The 16,662-nt window shown below is 68.9% G+C and carries 19 protein-coding genes and 2 pseudogenes; 4 read left to right on the top strand and 17 right to left on the bottom strand.

What is annotated here, in order from left to right; translation table 11 throughout:
• A partial coding sequence (locus BZL64_RS00840) for a phosphotransferase (protein ID WP_086764856.1) occupies positions 1–527 on the top strand: 527 nt, incomplete at its 5' end.
• Between the two features lie 165 nt (positions 528–692).
• Here the strand turns inward: BZL64_RS00840 and BZL64_RS00835 are convergent.
• The 14 genes and pseudogenes from BZL64_RS00835 to BZL64_RS39705 form a co-directional block, all read right to left on the bottom strand.
• Positions 693–1,841, bottom strand: a complete 1,149-nt coding sequence (locus BZL64_RS00835) for an FAD-dependent monooxygenase (protein WP_086764853.1) — start codon at positions 1,839–1,841, stop codon at positions 693–695.
• Positions 1,842–2,116: 275 nt separating this feature from the next.
• Positions 2,117–3,097, bottom strand: a complete 981-nt coding sequence (locus BZL64_RS00830) for an NHL repeat-containing protein (protein WP_244205123.1) — start codon at positions 3,095–3,097, stop codon at positions 2,117–2,119.
• A 117-nt stretch (positions 3,098–3,214) separates the two neighbouring features.
• Positions 3,215–4,099, bottom strand: coding sequence for an aldo/keto reductase (locus tag BZL64_RS00825; RefSeq protein WP_086764849.1), 885 nt, complete (start codon positions 4,097–4,099; stop codon positions 3,215–3,217).
• A gap of 67 nt (positions 4,100–4,166) precedes the next feature.
• The gene (locus BZL64_RS00820; protein WP_086764846.1) at positions 4,167–4,955 is read right to left on the bottom strand and encodes an SDR family NAD(P)-dependent oxidoreductase; all 789 of its coding nucleotides are present in this window, start codon (positions 4,953–4,955) and stop codon (positions 4,167–4,169) included.
• Positions 4,956–4,991: 36 nt separating this feature from the next.
• Complete coding sequence (locus BZL64_RS00815; protein WP_086764843.1) at positions 4,992–5,309, bottom strand: putative quinol monooxygenase; 318 nt, start codon at positions 5,307–5,309, stop codon at positions 4,992–4,994.
• A 13-nt stretch (positions 5,310–5,322) separates the two neighbouring features.
• Entirely contained in the window at positions 5,323–6,096 is a 774-nt protein-coding gene (locus BZL64_RS00810; protein WP_086764841.1) for an SDR family oxidoreductase, read from the bottom strand.
• A gap of 86 nt (positions 6,097–6,182) precedes the next feature.
• The gene (locus BZL64_RS00805; protein ID WP_086764837.1) at positions 6,183–7,163 is read right to left on the bottom strand and encodes an aldo/keto reductase; all 981 of its coding nucleotides are present in this window, start codon (positions 7,161–7,163) and stop codon (positions 6,183–6,185) included.
• A gap of 90 nt (positions 7,164–7,253) precedes the next feature.
• On the bottom strand, positions 7,254–7,583 hold the full coding sequence (locus BZL64_RS00800; RefSeq protein WP_086764832.1) for a carboxymuconolactone decarboxylase family protein: 330 nt from the start codon (positions 7,581–7,583) through the stop codon (positions 7,254–7,256).
• A gap of 93 nt (positions 7,584–7,676) precedes the next feature.
• Entirely contained in the window at positions 7,677–8,234 is a 558-nt protein-coding gene (locus tag BZL64_RS00795) for an MFS transporter (RefSeq protein WP_158101489.1), read from the bottom strand.
• A gap of 149 nt (positions 8,235–8,383) precedes the next feature.
• Positions 8,384–8,728: pseudogene (locus BZL64_RS00790) on the bottom strand (aldo/keto reductase); the annotation flags it as partial.
• A 214-nt stretch (positions 8,729–8,942) separates the two neighbouring features.
• A complete protein-coding gene (locus BZL64_RS00785; protein WP_086764818.1) occupies positions 8,943–9,830 on the bottom strand; it encodes a helix-turn-helix transcriptional regulator in 888 nt (295 codons plus the stop codon).
• Positions 9,831–10,146: 316 nt separating this feature from the next.
• A complete protein-coding gene (locus BZL64_RS00775) occupies positions 10,147–10,584 on the bottom strand; it encodes a hypothetical protein (RefSeq protein ID WP_086764815.1) in 438 nt (145 codons plus the stop codon).
• Positions 10,581–10,892, bottom strand: a complete 312-nt coding sequence (locus BZL64_RS00770) for a hypothetical protein (RefSeq protein WP_086764813.1) — start codon at positions 10,890–10,892, stop codon at positions 10,581–10,583. The genes BZL64_RS00775 and BZL64_RS00770 overlap by 4 nt, the downstream gene beginning before the upstream one ends.
• Positions 10,889–11,215, bottom strand: a complete 327-nt coding sequence (locus tag BZL64_RS39705; RefSeq protein ID WP_158101488.1) for a hypothetical protein — start codon at positions 11,213–11,215, stop codon at positions 10,889–10,891. The genes BZL64_RS00770 and BZL64_RS39705 overlap by 4 nt, the downstream gene beginning before the upstream one ends.
• A gap of 417 nt (positions 11,216–11,632) precedes the next feature.
• Between BZL64_RS39705 and BZL64_RS39700 the strand changes: the two genes are divergently transcribed.
• The gene (locus BZL64_RS39700) at positions 11,633–11,788 is read left to right on the top strand and encodes a hypothetical protein (protein WP_158101487.1); all 156 of its coding nucleotides are present in this window, start codon (positions 11,633–11,635) and stop codon (positions 11,786–11,788) included.
• Positions 11,789–12,056: 268 nt separating this feature from the next.
• Here BZL64_RS39700 and BZL64_RS00755 read toward each other — a convergent pair.
• Positions 12,057–12,431: pseudogene (locus tag BZL64_RS00755) on the bottom strand (GntR family transcriptional regulator); the annotation flags it as partial.
• Entirely contained in the window at positions 12,424–13,218 is a 795-nt protein-coding gene (locus BZL64_RS00750) for a hypothetical protein (protein ID WP_086764800.1), read from the bottom strand. The pseudogene BZL64_RS00755 and the gene BZL64_RS00750, both read right to left, overlap by 8 nt.
• A gap of 438 nt (positions 13,219–13,656) precedes the next feature.
• Here BZL64_RS00750 and BZL64_RS00745 point away from each other — a divergent pair, with 438 nt between their 5' ends.
• Entirely contained in the window at positions 13,657–14,394 is a 738-nt protein-coding gene (locus tag BZL64_RS00745) for a VOC family protein (RefSeq protein WP_086764797.1), read from the top strand.
• A gap of 231 nt (positions 14,395–14,625) precedes the next feature.
• Positions 14,626–15,297 (top strand): enoyl-CoA hydratase-related protein, encoded by a 672-nt coding sequence (locus tag BZL64_RS00740; protein WP_086764794.1) that lies wholly within the window; start codon positions 14,626–14,628, stop codon positions 15,295–15,297.
• Positions 15,298–15,564: 267 nt separating this feature from the next.
• On the opposite strand, the gene BZL64_RS00735 is transcribed toward BZL64_RS00740, so the two are convergent.
• Complete coding sequence (locus tag BZL64_RS00735; RefSeq protein ID WP_086764791.1) at positions 15,565–16,446, bottom strand: SPL family radical SAM protein; 882 nt, start codon at positions 16,444–16,446, stop codon at positions 15,565–15,567.
• Positions 16,447–16,662 lie beyond the last annotated feature (216 nt).

The raw sequence follows: 16,662 nt of genomic DNA, 5'->3' as shown, positions 1-16,662 counted from the left end.
CCCGGCCGTCCGTCCAGGACGCCTCCCGTCCGCAGGAGAACTCCCGGGTCTGGCAGCTCTCCCTGCCCGGCGACGTCCGCCACTACCTGAAGGTGTCCCGGCGCCCGTTGATGTACGAGCGCGAGACCCTCGCCCTGCGCCACGCGGCTCCGGCCCTTGGCGCCGGCCGCGCTCCACAGCTGCGGGCCTCGAGCGCGGAACATCTGGTCCTGCTCCTGACCGCGCTTCCGGGACGGTCGCTCGAGCACCTGAAGCCGACGTCCGCCGAGGAAGTCCGCGCGCAACGGCAGGGCGGCACCCTGCTGGCCCGACTGCACGCGGCAGGCGACGTGTCGGGCCCCTGGCGCGCCCAGGCCGAGCAGGCGCTGCACGCCGCCGCCGATGAAGCCGAGAACCACCTGCGAAAGGCCGGGGACAGAGTGACCTCGGCGGAGCAGAGGCTGGTGCGCGATCTGGCCGAGCAGTTGCACGCGCTCCCGCCGCTGCCTCTCGCGTTCGTCCACGGCGACGCGCAGCTCCTTCACTAGGCAAGTCTCTTGTCGGGATGGAAACTGTCGGATCTGAGATACCCCGTAAACAAAGGCGTGGGGCGGTTCGGTGGGGCAGCCCCACGGCGGAGTCGTCGGCGCCGGTGAGGGGCTGGTGACGATGTGGATTCGGCTCCCGGTGGCACGCCGGCGCCCAGGATGAGTTCAGGCGGCTCGACCGGTGAAGGAGCGGCTGAACTGCTGTCCCGACTGGACCATGCCGCGGACGTTGCCGAGCCGCTCCCTTTCGTACCCTGTGAGGGCCTGCGCCACCGTCGATCCACGCACGCCCGCAGCAACGGCTTCGGCGACGGCCTCGGCGTCGTGGAGCGATGCGCTGAAGCCCGAGCCGGTCATCGGGGTCGGCACATGCGCGGCATCTCCCACGAGGGCAAGACGTCCGTTGACGAGCTTGTCGGGGACGTACTCGGCGATGGGGGTGCCGATGACGGCACGACGCTCGATGCAATCGAGGATGGCCTCGCGCCAGGGCGACGGCCACAGGTCCTCAACTTTGTCCGCGAGCTCGCGGAAGGTCGCCTCCGGTATGTCGGCGGAGGTGAGCGACCGGCGCACGACGTTGCCGACAACACTGCCCGTTTCGCGTAGGAGATCATTGTGGCTCGCGTCGTACCAGGCCCAGCCGACCTGGCGGGCGCCTGGGGCGACGGAACCGTCGGGGCCGGGGAGTGGGTAGCCGAGGAGATAGTCCTCTCCGCCGCTGAGGATGTCGACGTCCCGTGGCAGGCGGCGTGAGGGAGCGAGCGAGGACTCGTTGGTGAGGCCGAGCCAGATCAGGTAGCCGGCGAACGTCGCGTCGGGCTTGTCGGGTGCGACGCCGACGCGCACGACGCTTCCGTGGCCATCCGCCCCGATCACGACATCACCTCGGAACGTCTGCTGGTCCGAGGTGATCACCCACGCGGAATCCGCGTCCTGGTCGACGCTCCGTACGATCGTGTGGGGGCGAAGCTCGATAAAGGGGTCGGCGTCGACGGCCGCCCGGAGCCGGGCGTGGACCGCCATCCAGCTCTGCACACCGGGGGCCACTGAACTCAGTGGCGCCGAACCGCTCTGGGAGTGACGGGATCCCGTGATTCTGCTGAGGAGGCCCTCACTCACCCCGCCGAGAGCAGCCCCTTTCCGGGCCCGAGGGGCGGCCCCCGATCGCTCCAGCATCGTCACGTCGACTCCGGCGTGCGACAGGGCCAATGCGGTCATCAGGCCCGCTAGAGATGCACCGACGACGATGGCGGCGCCCTGGCGCTCGTCCCGGTTCCCGGAACGGGGCACGTCGCGCGTAGCTGTGGTCATGCTGTTGTTCTCCTCACGGAGTCGTCACGGTGGTGGTCTGGGCGGGCGCGCTGTGGCGGGCGCCGAGGCCCAGGGTGGGCATCTCGGCGGCGCTGCCCAGCGTGATCACCGGGCTCTTGCCAGTTGTGTCCCATCCCTAGCGGAAGTGGGGCACTGACCATGCAACCGGGAATGGCGATGACGTGGGAGTCTCGGTTGTGAGGGGTACCTGCAGGGACCCCCAGGTGGCATCCCTGCAGGCCGCGCCGTCCGAATTACTGGGAGCTGCCGGGCGCTCAGTGGGAGAGCAGCGCGCCGAGGTCGATCTTCCCACTCTGCACTTGCGCGTCGTGCGGCTCGTCGAGTCCGCCGTCGGTGATGTACAGCCGCTTCCCGCGCACCGCGGTGGCGGTGGGTGAGGCGAGGCCGTCCGAGGCGGTCAGCACGGTCCTGGTAGTGCCGTTCGGGTGGATGACCGCGATCTTGTTCTGTGTGTTCAGCGCGGCGAACACGACATTGGAGTGGTCGCTGAGGAAGTTGAAGTCATCGATGCCAGTGAGGCCGCTGGCGACGGTGTGGACCCGGCCCGGAGCTCCGGTGACGGTGACGGGGATCCGCAGCAGCGTGCCCTTGCTGAGGTTGGAGACCCATACAGCGCCGTTGTGGAAACGGAGTCCGTTCGCACCGTACGGCACGGGTGCGGACGCCTTGATCGCGAGGGCGGGGTCGACCAGCCACGCGGTCGCGGGACCGCCGGAGACCGGTACGCTCCAGACGGTGCCCATCTCGCTGTCGGCGACGTACAAGGTGCGCCCGGCCGGATCGATGGCCAGACCGTTGGGGACTCCGCCCGCGGGCAATGCCGCGATGCGGTGAGGAGTGCCGCCCGGCGGCAACTTCCACACCCCGTTCCGGGAGGCGTCGGAGGACCACACGTCGTAGTAGACGGTGCCGTCGTGGCCGCGAGTGTTGCCGGTGATTCCGTCGCCCTTCTGCCCGGTGACCAGCACCGTGCGGTGCCCGGACGGTGCGATCCGCACCAGTGCCGGCCGTTCGCCCGCGGGCGTGCCCACCATCGAGACGGTCAGTGAATTGTCCGGGGCGACGGTGATGTTCTCGGGCACGTCGCCGGTGGCGAAGTCGAAGGCGGCCACGGTCTTCACGTGGGTGACGGCGGGCCGCGCGTCCGCGTGTCCGGTCGCGGCGGACGCGTACGGCGCCGAGACGATGACAGCTGCGGTCGCGGAGATCGCCGCGAGCTTGAACGACTTCTTCATGGATATACCTTTCGTGATCATTGCGCTCTTTCGTTCTTTCCATCGGCGCCGCAGGCCCGGCCGGAGTGGAGCGTCAGCGGCGCTGACGACATGCCTGATCGGCTGGGGAGCCCCTAGCTAGTCGGGGATCGGGAAGCCGGCGTTCTCCAGGTTGAGCGAGTCCGGGTCGGGTCCGCCGCGTACGCCGGTGTCGAGGGCGTCGATCGCGGCCACCTCGTCGGGGGGCAGGGCGAAGTCGAAGACGTCGAAGTTCTCGGCGATGCGACGGGCCTTGACGGACTTCGGGATCGCGCAGAAGCCGTGGTCGAGGTGCCAGCGCAGCATGACCTGCGCGGGCGTCTTCGCGTACTTGTCGGCCAGGGCGGTGATGACGGGGTCTTCGAGTGGGTTGGTGTCGGCGCCCCGGTAGACGTAGGAGCCGCCGATGGGCGACCACGACTGGGTCAGGATGCCGTGGCTTTCGTTCGCTGCGCGCCACTCGCCCTGGGTGTAGTAGGGGTGCACCTGGATCTGGTTCACCGCCGGAACGATGTCGGTGCGGGAGATGAGCTCTTCGAGCTGTTTGGGCGTCTGGTTCGACACGCCGATCGCACGGACGCGCCCCTCGGCGAGGAGCTTCTCCGCCGCCTTGTACGCCCCGATCGTCCTCTCGAAGTCGGACGGCAGCGGCTGGTGCAGCAGCCACAGGTCGAGCTGCTCGATGCCCAGCTTGCGCAGACTCACGTCGAAGGCCCGCAGGGCGGAGTCGTAGCCGTAGTCGCTGATCCACAGCTTGGTCGTCACGAAGATTTCGGAGCGGTCCACGTCGGAGCGGGCGATCGCCTCGCCGACCTCCCGCTCGTTGAAGTAGGCGGCGGCGGTGTCGATCAGCCGGTAACCGTCGTGCAGCGCGGTCAGGACCGCGTCGGTGGTCTCCTCGGGGGCGCTCTGGTAGACGCCGAGTCCCAAGGCGGGGATCGGTACGCCGTTGTTCAGGGTGATGAGTGGGTTCGTTGCGGTCATGGTTCGCTCCGATCGGGGTGGGCGCACGCAGTGGTGTCCGTGTGCGGACGGGGAGGGGGACGCGGGCTCAGTCGGCAGAGACCGCTGTGGGCAGTTCGACGCCGGTGAGATCGGCGCAGTACTTCAGCAGCCGGTCCTGCACTTCGGGCGACTGCGTCGTCGGGTGCGGCGGGCAGGGCTGCTGGTGGTGGAAGTAGCGGCCGGTGACCAGCGCCGCCGCGTCGTCGCCGGCCGCCAGCCAGGCCTGGGTCACCGGAGCCAGCCGCCGGTCGTCGGTGGCGCCGCTGCCGCCCATCTTCGTGGCGACCCAGCCCGGGTCGACGGCGTTGGAGAGCACCTGGGGCCATTTCCTCGCGACGGCGAGCATGAGAGCGGTGACGTGGAACTTCGACTCCGAGTACGCCTGGGAGCCCTTCCACGGCCGCGTCGCCCACTGCGGGTCCCGCAGGGCGGCCTCGCCGCTGTGGTGCATGCCGGAGCTGAGATAGACGAGCCGTCGGGGTGGGGTGATCAGCGCCGTGAGGAGGTAGGGCGCCAGCACGTTGACCGCGAAGACGTCCGAGAGGCCGTCCTCGGTCTCCACCCGGCCTCGCCCGTAGTAGCCGACGCCGGCGTTGTGGATGACCGCGTCGAAGGTGCCCAAGTCGTTGACCTGGGTGGCCACATCGCGGGTCCGGGCGATGCTGGAGAGGTCACCGACGGCGACGCCCGCGTTGTCCGGGAGCGCGGCGTGTGCGTGGCGGGCCCGGGTGTCGTTGCGTGCATGGAGCGCCACCGTGTGGCCCTGCCGCAAGAGCAGTTGGGCGGCCATCAGGCCGAGGCCGTCGGTGGAACCGGTGATGAAGATGCGAGCCATGAGTATGTCCTGAAGGGTTCGGCCCCCGGCCAGTCGCTAGTCCGGGTCGCTGACCCGATGGCTGGTGGTGACCTTGAGGGGTACGGCGAGCAGCGGGAGGAGTTGCTCGACGACCTTCGTCACGTTCGGGTGCTCGGCGTGTTCCGCGACGGCTTCGGGTGACGCCCAGCCGTCGACGATGTAGAAGGTGTCGGGCTCGTCCGCCTGCTGGTAGAGGTCGTAGTAGAGGCATCCCGCCTCGGCCCGCGCGGGGCCCACGAGCTCCAGCAGGAGCTCCTTGACCCTGGCGCGGTGGGCCGCCTTGCCACGTACCTCGCAGATGATGTGGCGCTCTGCCGACTTGACCGTGGTCATGTGGATTCCTCGGTCAGTTCTGGCCGGCGTAGACGCGGGTCATGCCGCCGTCCACGACGAGGTCGACGCCCGTGATGTAGCGGCTGGTGTCCGAGGCCAGGAAGACGAGGGCGTCGCCGATGTCCTCGGCCGTCCCCACGCGTCCCGCCGGAATCTCCTTCGCGACGCGCTCGACGTAGGCGGCGATGTCGTCGTCGCTCAGCTTCTGTTCGTGGCTGTATCCCTCGGTGGGCACCACTCCGGGGCTGATCGAGTTGACCCGGATCCCACGGTCCTTGAGGTCCGTCGTCCAGCTGCGGGCGAGGGAGCGCACGGCCGCCTTCGACGACGCGTAGACGGCGAACCCGGGCAGCCCCATGTCGGCGGTGATCGACGCGTTGAGGACGATGGACGCGCCGTCGCCAAGGACGTCCAGCACGCTCTGCACCGTGAGGACGACGCCCTTGATGTTGATGCCGAGCTCGCTGTCGATCTGCTCCTCGGTCAACTCGGCGAGGGGCGTGGCGTGTCCGCCACCCGCGTTGGCGAAGAGTATGTCGAGCCGGCCGTGCGCCGCCTTGATCGTTTCGGCGACGCACAGCATGTCGCTCTTGCTCGTGACGTCGGCCCGGATCCCGGTGGCGGACGGGCCGAGCTTCTCCGCGGCGGCATCCAGCACGTCCTTGCGCCGGCCTGTGATGTAGACAGTGGCTCCCTCTTCGATCAGACGCTTGGCGGCGCCGAAGCCGAGTCCGGTCGTGCCGCCGGTGACCAGGGCGATCCGCCCCTTGAGTACCTGCGATTCCATGCGCACTTCTCCTGACGGGCAGGGCCTTCCTGACGAAGCGCCTCGAACGACGCTTCGTCAGGAACGGGCCGATTAAGGCCGGTGACTTACCGGTTGATGGTCTTCTGCTGCGCTGCGGTGTACCGCTCGCCCTTGATCTGCACCTGGGCAACGGCCTCTTCGATGCGCCTGAGGTCCTCGGAGGTCAGCTCCACGCTGTCGGCGCCGATGTTCTCTTCGAGACGGTGCAGCTTCGTCGTGCCCGGGATCGGTGCGATCCACGGCTTCTGCGCCAGCAGCCACGCGATGGCGGCCTGAGCCCGGGTCGCATGCTTGGCGTCCGCGATCTCACCCAGCAGCGCGATCAGCGCGAGGTTGGCCTCACGCGCCTCTTCCTCGAAGCGCGGCAGCACGTTACGGATGTCATTGGCCTCGAACTTCGTGTCCTGACTGATCGCGCCGGTCAGGAAGCCCTTGCCGAGCGGACTGAACGGCACGAAACCGATGCCCAGCTCTTCCAGGGTCGGCAGGATGATCTCCTCAGGCTCGCGCCACCACAGCGAGTACTCGCTCTGCAAGGCCGTGACCGGCTGGACCGCGTGGGCCCTGCGGATGACGTCCTCACCCGCTTCGGACAGGCCGAAGTGCTTGACCTTGCCTTCCTGGATGAGATCCCGGACCGTGCCGGCGACCTCTTCGATCGGCACGTCGGGGTCCACCCGGTGCTGGTAGAACAGATCGATGCGGTCGGTCTGCAGACGCTGCAGGGACTGCTCGGCGACCAGCCGGATCCGCTCCGGCCGACTGTCCAGCCCCGCCGTGGGGTTGCCGTCCTTGAACCCGAACTTCGTGGCGATGGAAACCTGGTCGCGCACCGGCGCCAGGGCCTCGCCCACCAGCCTTTCGTTCGCCTCTCCGTACCCCTCCGCGGTGTCGAAGAGCGTCACACCGCGCTCGGCGGCCGCCCGGATCAGCTTGATGGCCTCACCCGTGTCCGCGGCCTGGCCGTAGCCGAAGGTCATCCCCATGCAGCCGAGCCCGATCGACGACACTTCGAGCCCGCTGTTTCCCAGTTCACGCTTCTTCATTTCGTTCTCCTTCCGAGTGGCCACGAGCGACGACAACGCCCTGGCCGGTGTAGGTCCTGATGGTCGTGAGGTAGACGGGGCGGCGCGGGGTCAGCTCGCGTCGGCGCCCTCGACGATGTTCTTCAGCTGGGTGATCGCGGACATCGCATTGGGCCAGAGGGCGTAGAACGCGATGTGGGTGATGGCCTCCACCAACTCGTCCTTCGTCACCCCGTTCTCCAGCGCCTTCGGCAGGTGAAAGGCGAGCTGGTCGGCGCGGTAGAGGGCGACCAGGGTGGCAACGGTGATCAGGCTGCGGTCCCGCTGGGACAGGCCCTCGCTCGCCCACACCTCGCCGAACAGGACGTCGTCGGTGAGCCGGACCAGTTCGGGCGCAAAGTCGCCGAGCAGCTTCTGTGCGGCGGTCTGTTCTTCAGCCATGGCGCTTCATCCTTTCTATGTGTTTGATCCGTTACAAAACGTAATCAGACGAGTTGGGGGTTCGTGGCAGGAACGACACGTGGTCTCCCGTAGTCAGGCCGCCACGCGGCGGGCCTGAGCCTTGTGGGAGGTCTCCTCGTCCGCCGCAGGCAGGGACACCTGAGGTACGGCGGTGCGGGTGGCGCGTATCGCGGCGAGGACGAGCAGGGGAATCACGCCCAGTCCGGCCATGACCGCGCCGACCACCTCCGGTCCGGTCACGTCCAGGGAAGTGTCCAAGGTCGTGCCCGCCAGCCAGGAGACGAGGGCGATCCCCATGTTGAAGGCCGACACCGTCAAGGCAGCGGCAAGGGCGGGCGAGGAGTGTCCGAAGCGCACGGCCAGCGGGGTGGCGATCGATGTGATGCCCAGGCCCGTCACACCCAGGAGCACCACCAGGACGACGGTCGCCACAGGGCTGGTGGACAGCGGGATCAGCAGGAGCAGCACCAGCACCAGCACCGAGGCGACGGAGGTGGTGATGAACGTGGCCAGCGGCTTGCGGTCGCCAAGGCGCCCGGTGATGTTCGTGCCCAGCAGAGCACCGACGCCGAAGCCGACCAGGACGAGCGGTACGGCTCCTTCGGAGATCCCGGTCCGCTCGGTGAGCAACGGAGAGATCTAGCTGTACGCGGCCATGAAGCCACCCGTGATGAGCGCAGCGGCGGCAAGGACCAGCCACATACGGCCATGGCGCAGTACGGCGAGCTGGGAGGGGACGGAGGATGTCACCTCGGCGCGTTCCGCGTGGAGTCGAACTCGGACGTGTACGGGAAGTGCAGCAGGTACAGGTCCAGGTAGTCCAGGCCCAGCCTGCTCAGGCTGGTGTCGAAGGCACGCAGGGTCGCGTCGTGGCCGAAGTCCGAGAGCCACAGCTTGGTGGTCACGAAGACCTCACCGCGGTCGACGCCGGAGGCGACGATGCCCTCGCCGACCTCCTTCTCGTTGCCGTAGACGGCGGCGGTGTCGATCAGTCGGTAGCCGTGCTGGAGCGCGGTCGTGACCGCGGTGGCGGTCTCCTGCGGTGGGCTCTGGAAGACGCCGAGGCCGAGCGCGGGCATCTGCACGCCGTTGTTCAGCGTGATCATCGTGCTCTTGCCAGTCATGGTGGTTCCTTGCATGAGCGGGGACGGACCGATACGAGGTTCGATACCGGTCGGCCCCAAAGCGGGGCACTGACCATGCAACCGGGAACGGACACGATGAGGGAGTCTCCGCTGTGAGGGGTAACAGCAGGGACCCCCAGCGGCATATGCGCAGGCCAAAGCCCCGCCCTTGCTGCCGGCGGCAGCCGGAGCAGGCGGGGCCGTGGACGTCGGTTCAGTTCTCGGAGTCCGCCTCGGCGGACTGCACATCCGCGGCCTCGGCCGTGGCGGACCAGCTCGCCAGCAGGTTCAGCGCGTCCGCGGCCGCGGAGCCGGGGGCCGCGTTGTACAACGCCACGACCAGCCCCGAGCCGTCCGGCAGGTTCATCGATTCGAAGTTGAGCTCCAGCTCGCCGACGACCGGATGCCGGAGGCGTTTCGTCCCGTCATGGAAGACGTGTACGTCGTGGGCGCCCCACATCACGCGGAAGGCGTCGCTGCGGGTCGACAGCTCACCGATCAGGTTCGACAACTCGCGGTCGTACGGGTTCTTGCCCGCCTCGATCCGCAGCGCACCCACAGCGCCCCTGGCGATGCGTTCCCAGTCGACGTAGAACCGCCGGGCCGCGGGACTGAGGAACACGAACCGCACGGTGTTCGCCCCACAGACCGGATCGGCGTACATCTCCGAGAACAGTGCGCGACCGAGCGGGTTGGCGACCAGAATGTCGAATCGGTGGTTCTTCACGAACGCCGGCATGCCCGGCATCCCGTCAACGATGCGCTGCACGCTGGGCCGCACAGCCGGCCGGGCAGTCCGGCGCCGCACACGGGCGGGCGTCGTGTTCGCCGCTCGGGCCAGGTCGTACAAGTGTGTGCGCTCCGTGTCGTCGAGCCGCAGAGCCTGGGCCAGCGCGTCCAGGACGCTGTCGGAGACACCGCTGAGATTGCCGCGCTCCAGACGCGTGTAGTACTCGACGCTGACGCCGGCGAGCATCGCGACCTCGTTCCTGCGCAGCCCGGCCACCCGGCGTTGGCCGTACACGGGCAGACCGGCCTGCTCGGGCGTGATCTTGCCTCTGCGAGATTTCAGAAACGCACTGATTTCGACGCGGTTGTCCATGAGGCCAGGGTAGGTTCGCCGCTCACTAACTGAGAGACCCTGTCATTACCCCTCACAGCAGCAACCCCCAGCGCCAGCCCCTTCCGGTAGCGCGGAGTCGCAGGTCAGCGCGATTCGCCGCCTGCGCGCGTCTGACCGGTCCACGTCGGTGAGGTCCGGCCGCCCGCCGCGGCGCATTCCGCTGCTGACGTATACGAGCCGTGCCGGCCGCTCGATGAGCGCGGCCAGCAATTACGGCGCCACCACGTTCACCAAGATCGATCTCGCTGATACTCGCTGCGTGGCACACACACCGTCACTGGATATGTGTCCACCTTCAGCCGGGCACTCGTCTGGTTCCTCGTGGACCCGGAAGGCGAGTGACCTGCTGAGCCGCTGCGAGTTCTTCGCGGGTCCGCTCCAGCTCCAGGGACAGCTCGGTGGCGGCACGTACCAGAGCGCGAACCCGTTCGCGCTCCGCTGCGAGATCCGTCTTGATCTTCGTCAGGGCTTCGCGCAGCGCGGTGTTCTCGTCGGCCATGTTCTGGACGACCTGCTGGGTGAAGCTCTGCGCCTTGGCCCGTGCCCGGAACTCGTCCACGAGCTCTTTGTGATCGCCATAGACGACGTCGCGCCGTAGCCCGCACTCGGCGATCAACTCGGTCCCCGTGAGCTTTCCGACGGGCGGGCGCAGGGGCGTCCCGGCCAGAAGACGTTCTGCGGCGGCGCGTATTTCCTGACGTTCGGCTTCTCGGTCTCGGTTCGTCCGCGTCATGCGACCCGACCGCCTTCCATGTGCGTCACTTTCGGACGTGACGCCTCGTGCTGCTCGATCACCGCGCAGATCCGCGCCGCTTGTGCGGCAGCTCGGTCCCGGCGCGGACGTGGCGTCATCGGGTCACGGGACTCGGTTTCCAGGACGGGCAGTCGCCTGCGGTGTTCGGCGAGGTCCCGGTCGGTGTAGGCGAGGTTGGCGCAGGTGGTGTGACACAGCGATTCGTCGGGCCCATCGTCGGCGGGCAGGCCCAGCAGCAGTTTCTCCTTGCGGCACTCGGCGGTTTCGGCACGATGAACGCAGGTCATGGCCTCGCCGTGGTGGATGTCGGTGTCGCTTTGCTCAAGGAGTCGCTTGACGCTCGCCTGCGCACTACGGTGCGGCCGAGGAAGGCTGCGGCGCCTGCAGACCGGCGCCGGTACTCGGCTGCGGCTGGCCCGCTGACGTGCTCGTTGTCCTCATCCAGACGGGTCCAGTCATCCTCGGACTGCTCAAGGACCATCTCCAGTCGCTCCACCGCGACGCCATCCAGCCAGGAATCGTCGCCTTGGGCCACGTAGTTCAGAGTGACCTTCGTCTTGAGATGGCCGTACTGCAGGGCGGCGGCAATGAGGCCGCGCGGGCGGCGCACGATGAAGAACGCGAGGGTGCGGCGGAAGCGCGACGCATGCAGGTGCTTGATCGGATCCGGGGGATCGCGACGCCGCCATCGGCGGGGGTGAAGGTGGAGTTCACCCAGTCCTGGAGCCGCTGCAGCTCACGGATGGTCTTGTTGGAGCCCCACGTGAGGGTGCCCATGCGGCTCTTGCGGCCACCGGTGCCGGGCAGACGGGTCGGGAAGAGCAGGTCGGTTGCGTGGAGCGTCTCCAGCAGGGCGATGGCCTGATGTACGGGGCGAACGACGGCCCAGGGGCGGCTGGCTGGCCCGCGTGACTCCGCCGCGGTGCGGTCGTGGCCTTTGCCGCGATGCCCGAGCAGCAGCAACTCCCCGGAATCGGGATCATGTTTCGTCATCGTGTCCTATCTGTCGGGTATGCGCCCCGGGGAGGTGGCCAATCTCCGCCGCGGCTGCCGTGCGGAGTGTCACGACCGGGTCATTGTCCTTGACCAGGGCACCGTCCGGGAGCAGGGCTCCTTCGACGAACTCGTCGCGGCCGACGGAAGCCTCCTGGGCGAGCTGTACGCCCTCGCGCAGGACCGCTGAGCGAGGGCCGCCCGAAGCAAGCGTCATCGCGGGGCCGCGCAGCCCGCGCGGCCCGCGCGGCCCCGCCCCGTGTCCCGAAGCGTGCCTGAGCCCGAGAGGAGCGGCGGCGGTACGACCCCGCCTGCCCTCCGACGGGGGCCACACGCATCGGCGGCAGCTGGACGCCTGCTCCTCAGGTCTTTGCCGGGCCTTTGTGACCTGCGCCGACGTCGGCCGTCCTGGGGCCACCCGTTTCACCGTCCGCGGTGGCCGACGGGGAGGCGGGCCCCGGATCCAGGGCATCGCGTACGGCGGTCAGGATGTCCTCGGTATGGGCGCCGAGCGCTCGGGCGGCGGAGGTGAAGTCTCTGGCCAGAGTGGCAAGTTGGGTGACATCGTGTGCCTGTGGCTCGGACGGGAGCGCCGCGACCCGGGTGCCCGCGCCGCGGCGGGTACGGATCAGCTCGGCGGCCTCCAGCTCGCGGTAGGCGCGGGCCACGGTACCTGGGGCCAAGCCGAGGTCGGCGGCGAGCTGGCGCACGGTCGGCAGGCGCTCGCCCGCGGCCAGCCGGCCGGTGCGGATCAGCGCGGCCAGCTGGGCGCGGATCTGCTCGTACGGAGGTACCTGGCTGGTGGTGTCGACGTGGACGGCGGAGTCACGCATCGTCGGAATTCCCCTCGCCGGGTGCCTCGTCGTCGACCGCCCGCGGTGCCACGACGGTGACCAACGACCATCCGAAGGTGAACAGGCCAAGGAGGCTCAGGGGACAGAGCACCACGATGGCGGCGGCGCCCAGCGGACCGGCGCATGCCTTCTCCGTGAGCGCGACGAAGATCATCAGCGCGACGAGCAGGACCTGGCTCGACACCAGCAGCCCCCAGGCTCCGGTGATCGCCCACGCGCGGTCGCGGCGCTGCTGCTGCTCGCCCGGACCGTGGGTGATGCGGCGCAGGGCCCAGACGCAGACGGGGGTTGCGACCGCGAGGGCGGCGAACATCGGGCCACTGTAGTAGAGGCCGGGCCAGGGACCGAGGGATGTGCGTATGCCTTCGCAGGTGACGGTCATGACGCCCCCCGCTCTGCCTTTCTGGCCGGGATCGGAGGAGGCCGTGGCCGCACCGATCAGAAGCAGGGTGACCAGTGACGCCGCCTGCAGAAGGACCAGGGGCGCCATGCGGGGCGGCACTTGGTCTCGGACCAGGCGCGGGGCGAGACTCGCCGTACGTACCGCTTCCTGGGGACGCAGGGTCAGGGCGTCGCCGAGCAGGACTCCGCCCACCGCGCACAGACCGAACGCGGTGATGGCGAACACCAGGGGCATGGCGATGTCGCCGCTGTCCATCGCGACCAACTGCTGTGCGGCCGCGATGCCGATGGCCAGACCGGACCAGCGGGCGTAGTGCTCGGCATGGTCGAGGAACCGGGACTGGAGCGGGACGGTGTCGAGCATATGAAGATCCCCCGATCATCTTGTATCAAGCGGTGGGTACAAGATGCCCTGGTCGGAATCTTGTGTCAAATGCTCGTCACAAGCGTTCCGCGGCGACGGCCACGCAGGTCCGGAAACGACTGACCAACGCTCAGCGGGCCGCTCCGAACCGTTTGTCGCTCCCAGTCGCTCCCCGCGGCTCCGGCGAAATGCGGGAGATGATCGTGGCGACCCGCCAAGCCCCACGGTCCTGACCTCGGACCGAGGACCCGGCTCACAGCCGGGCACCACCTGCCATGCCATGCACAGGCGACGGTGGCTCGCGCGACAACGCCGGCAGGCGATCTGGAGGAATCTCGCGGGCGGGCAACAGCTCGCCGACGATGGGCACATGACGGTCCCCGGCGGCACAAGGCCGCAATTGTCGTCGGCCACGGACACGCCATAGGGTGACGCGGCATGACGCTGCAACTTGTTCAGGTGAACTTCAAGGCCGGGGACGACTCGGCACTCGGCCGGTTCTGGGCCGAGGCGCTCGGCTGGGGTCTTTCCAGCGAAGGGCCCGGCGTCACCAACCTGGAACCCGTGGGCTTCGACTGGCCCGACCCCTCCGCCGTCTGCATCGATCTCGTCCGCGTCCCTGACCCGGAGACGGTGAAGTACCGCGTCCACATCGAGCTCGCCACCACCTCCGACGCCCATCAGGCGGAGTTGGTCGCGCGACTGAAGGAGCTCGGGGCGACACCCGCCGATTCCGGCCTGGGCGACGCGCCGTGGACAGTGATGGCCGACCCGGAAGGCAACGTGTTCAGCGTCCTGGAGCCCCGCGAGCTCTACCAGGACACCGGGCCGATAGCCGCAGTGGTCGTCGCCTGCGCCGACCCACGAGCCATGGTCCGGTTCTGGGGCGAGGCGATCGACTGGGCCGTCCACGAACTGACCGACGACCGCGCGCTGCTGCGCTCCGTCAAGGGCATCGGCCCGTACCTGGAGTTCCGCCGTACACCCGCCGACGAGGTCGTATGGAACCGCGTCCATCTCGACGTGATGTCCGACGCCGTGGACGATCAGGCGAGGGAGGTCACCCGGCTCGAAGGCCTGGGCGCGGTACGGGCCGACGTAGGCCAGGGTGACGTCTCCTGGGTCGTCCTGGCCGACCCGGAGGGCAACGAGTTCTGCGTCCTCGGCCGCGGCTGACCCGGAACTCCGTCTGCGCCCTCATGGGGGTGCGGCAGCACACGGAGCCGGGCCCGCGCTCCCGCCGGCTTCCGCGGATTTCGACCGGACCAGCGCTCGCCGTGTCTCACCCGTGGGCGTCGGGAACGAGAGCCGACCTTGCCTGTTGCCGCCCGCGCCTCCTGAGTTGCCCTCGGCCTTTCCGCACCCCCACAGCCACTTCACCAGTCCACTCAGCCCGAAAGAGTCGCCATGCCCTCGCTCGACCGCCACGACAACGTCTTCGTCCTCGACCTCGGAGACGGCGAGAACCGCTTCCACCCCGACTGGCTCACCGCCGTCGGAGCGGCACTCGACGAGGTGGAGAAGGCAGACGGTCCTCGCGCCCTGGTCACCGCCGCCACCGGCAAGTTCTACTCCAACGGCCTCGACCTGGACTGGCTGTTCGCCCACACCGACCAGCACCAGGACTACGTCGTCTCCGTCCACGAGCTGTTCGCGCGGATGCTGTCCCTGCCGGTCATCACGGTGGCCGCGCTGCAGGGGCACACGTTCGCCGCCGGGGCGATGTTCTCCCTCGCCCACGACTTCCGCGTCATGCGCGCCGACCGCGGCTTCTGGTGCCTGCCCGAAGCGGACATCAACATCCCCTTCACTCCCGGCATGGCCGCCCTCATCCAGTCCCGCCTGGCGCCGCAGACCGCCCACGAGGCCATGCTCACCGCCCGCCGCTACGGCGGCTCCGACGCGGCGGCCACCGGCATCGTCGACCGGGCGGTGGGCGAGGACGCCGTGCGCTCCGCCGCCATCGAGCTGGCCCAGGCACAGGTGAACAAGGCCGGCGACACCCTCGGCACCATCAAGGCGCGCATGTACGCCTCCGCCCTGGCCACCCTGCGCGACACCACCAACCCGCTCGGCTGACCAGCACCCCACCGACCGCGCACCCCGCGCCCCGGCTCGCCCGAGGGCGGGGCTGCCCCGGCGGCCACCGCTTGAGTCGACAGCGCCGATGACCGCCGACACCGCCTGGCACAGGGGCACCTGCGCCGGCGGCCGAACTCCGCGCCCTCCCTCCTCCTGCCCCACTCCTCGCGCCGCCCGCTGCGACGCCCTGGGTCATGGCGGTGTCGGACCCCGGCGTCGACGGCGCCGCCTGACGCGGGCCCCCGCCCGGCGGCGTGGACGCGGTCATCCCGAGGACGCGAGCCTCTCCCTCAGGGAGTCGTTGTCGTCGTGGTGAACGACCTCCTCGAAGCGCAGCCGCAGACCGTGTCGGTCCAGCAACTCCGCCACGATCGCGTCGAGTTGCTCGCGATGCTCCTTCGTTCGTGCCTGGAGGTACGCCGCGCGGACGTCTTCGGGCTCGCCGGTGAGGACCTGGTCCAGGCGCTCGCGGATGTACCGCTTGAGGTTGATGTGTTCCATGAACACCTCGCTGACCCCCGCGTCGACGAGTCGGCCGAAGAGGTCGTCCAGCAGCTCGGGCCGGGTGGCGAAGTGGGGCAGGAGCGGGCCGACGAAGGCGTAGGTGGGGATACCCGCCTCTGTGAGTTCGCCCAGGGTGCGCAGGCGGCGGGAGGCGAGCGGGGCGCGTACCTCCAGCCAGCGGCTGACCTGGTCGTCGGTGGTGGTGACGGTCATGCCGACCTCGGCTCGGGGCAGACTGGTGAGCAGGTCGATGTCGCGGGTGACGACAGGTGACTTGGTGAGGATGCGGACCAGGCCCGGATACTCGACCCCCTTCAGTTCGCGCAGGACGCCACGGGTGAGCCGGTACTTCGTCTCGTGGCCCTGGTAGGGGTCGGTGACGGAGCTGAGCAGCATCGTGCCCCCGCGCTTGTCCTCCGGCATCTTCGCCAGCTCCTTGCGGGCGAGTTCGACCGCGTTCTTCTTCACGTAGAGGTAGTCGCCCCATTCCTTCACCGATCGGCCGAACTGGCGCCCGGCAAAGCTGGCGAAGCAGTAGGCACAGCCCAGCAGGCAGCCGGTATAGGGGTTGATGACGTAGTCGTTGGACGGGGTCTTCGACTTCTGGATCAGGGTCTTCGCCTCGATCTCGACCAGCTCCATGACGGGTTTCCTCTCTACTGCCGGCCGCCCGCTCCCGGGTCGGCCTCGTTCCTGTGCTGTGCGCGGGGCGCAGCCGCGCCCGGCCTCGGGCACGCGACTGGACGCCCAAGCACTGCATCACGAGAAACAATAATCCTTGGAAGTTGATTCCATGGAAGCTAAATGGTTTGCTGGGCGGGTGGCCGACCCTGGCGGACAGGTCGCCCGCCTCGACAG

The organism is Streptomyces bobili (assembly GCF_002154575.1).
In the GTDB taxonomy this organism is placed as follows: domain Bacteria; phylum Actinomycetota; class Actinomycetes; order Streptomycetales; family Streptomycetaceae; genus Streptomyces; species Streptomyces bobili.
This window is presented reverse-complemented; position numbering and strand designations above follow the sequence as displayed.

Excerpts from the sequence above, each read along its gene's own strand:
- BZL64_RS00835 (WP_086764853.1), bottom strand. The coding sequence starts at position 1,841 with ATGACCACAGCTACGCGCGACGTGCCCCGTTCCGGGAACCGGGACGAG.
- BZL64_RS00775 (WP_086764815.1), bottom strand. The coding sequence starts at position 10,584 with ATGACGCGGACGAACCGAGACCGAGAAGCCGAACGTCAGGAAATACGC.
- BZL64_RS00805 (WP_086764837.1), bottom strand. The coding sequence starts at position 7,163 with ATGAAGAAGCGTGAACTGGGAAACAGCGGGCTCGAAGTGTCGTCGATC.
- BZL64_RS00820 (WP_086764846.1), bottom strand. The coding sequence starts at position 4,955 with ATGGCTCGCATCTTCATCACCGGTTCCACCGACGGCCTCGGCCTGATG.
- BZL64_RS00785 (WP_086764818.1), bottom strand. The coding sequence starts at position 9,830 with ATGGACAACCGCGTCGAAATCAGTGCGTTTCTGAAATCTCGCAGAGGC.
- BZL64_RS00800 (WP_086764832.1), bottom strand. The coding sequence starts at position 7,583 with ATGGCTGAAGAACAGACCGCCGCACAGAAGCTGCTCGGCGACTTTGCG.
- BZL64_RS00830 (WP_244205123.1), bottom strand. The coding sequence starts at position 3,097 with ATGAAGAAGTCGTTCAAGCTCGCGGCGATCTCCGCGACCGCAGCTGTC.
- BZL64_RS00750 (WP_086764800.1), bottom strand. The coding sequence starts at position 13,218 with ATGCTCGACACCGTCCCGCTCCAGTCCCGGTTCCTCGACCATGCCGAG.
- BZL64_RS00740 (WP_086764794.1), top strand. The coding sequence starts at position 14,626 with ATGCCCTCGCTCGACCGCCACGACAACGTCTTCGTCCTCGACCTCGGA.
- BZL64_RS00745 (WP_086764797.1), top strand. The coding sequence starts at position 13,657 with ATGACGCTGCAACTTGTTCAGGTGAACTTCAAGGCCGGGGACGACTCG.
- BZL64_RS00815 (WP_086764843.1), bottom strand. The coding sequence starts at position 5,309 with ATGACCACGGTCAAGTCGGCAGAGCGCCACATCATCTGCGAGGTACGT.
- BZL64_RS00825 (WP_086764849.1), bottom strand. The coding sequence starts at position 4,099 with ATGACCGCAACGAACCCACTCATCACCCTGAACAACGGCGTACCGATC.
- BZL64_RS00810 (WP_086764841.1), bottom strand. The coding sequence starts at position 6,096 with ATGGAATCGCAGGTACTCAAGGGGCGGATCGCCCTGGTCACCGGCGGC.
- BZL64_RS00735 (WP_086764791.1), bottom strand. The coding sequence starts at position 16,446 with ATGGAGCTGGTCGAGATCGAGGCGAAGACCCTGATCCAGAAGTCGAAG.
- BZL64_RS00770 (WP_086764813.1), bottom strand. The coding sequence starts at position 10,892 with ATGACCTGCGTTCATCGTGCCGAAACCGCCGAGTGCCGCAAGGAGAAA.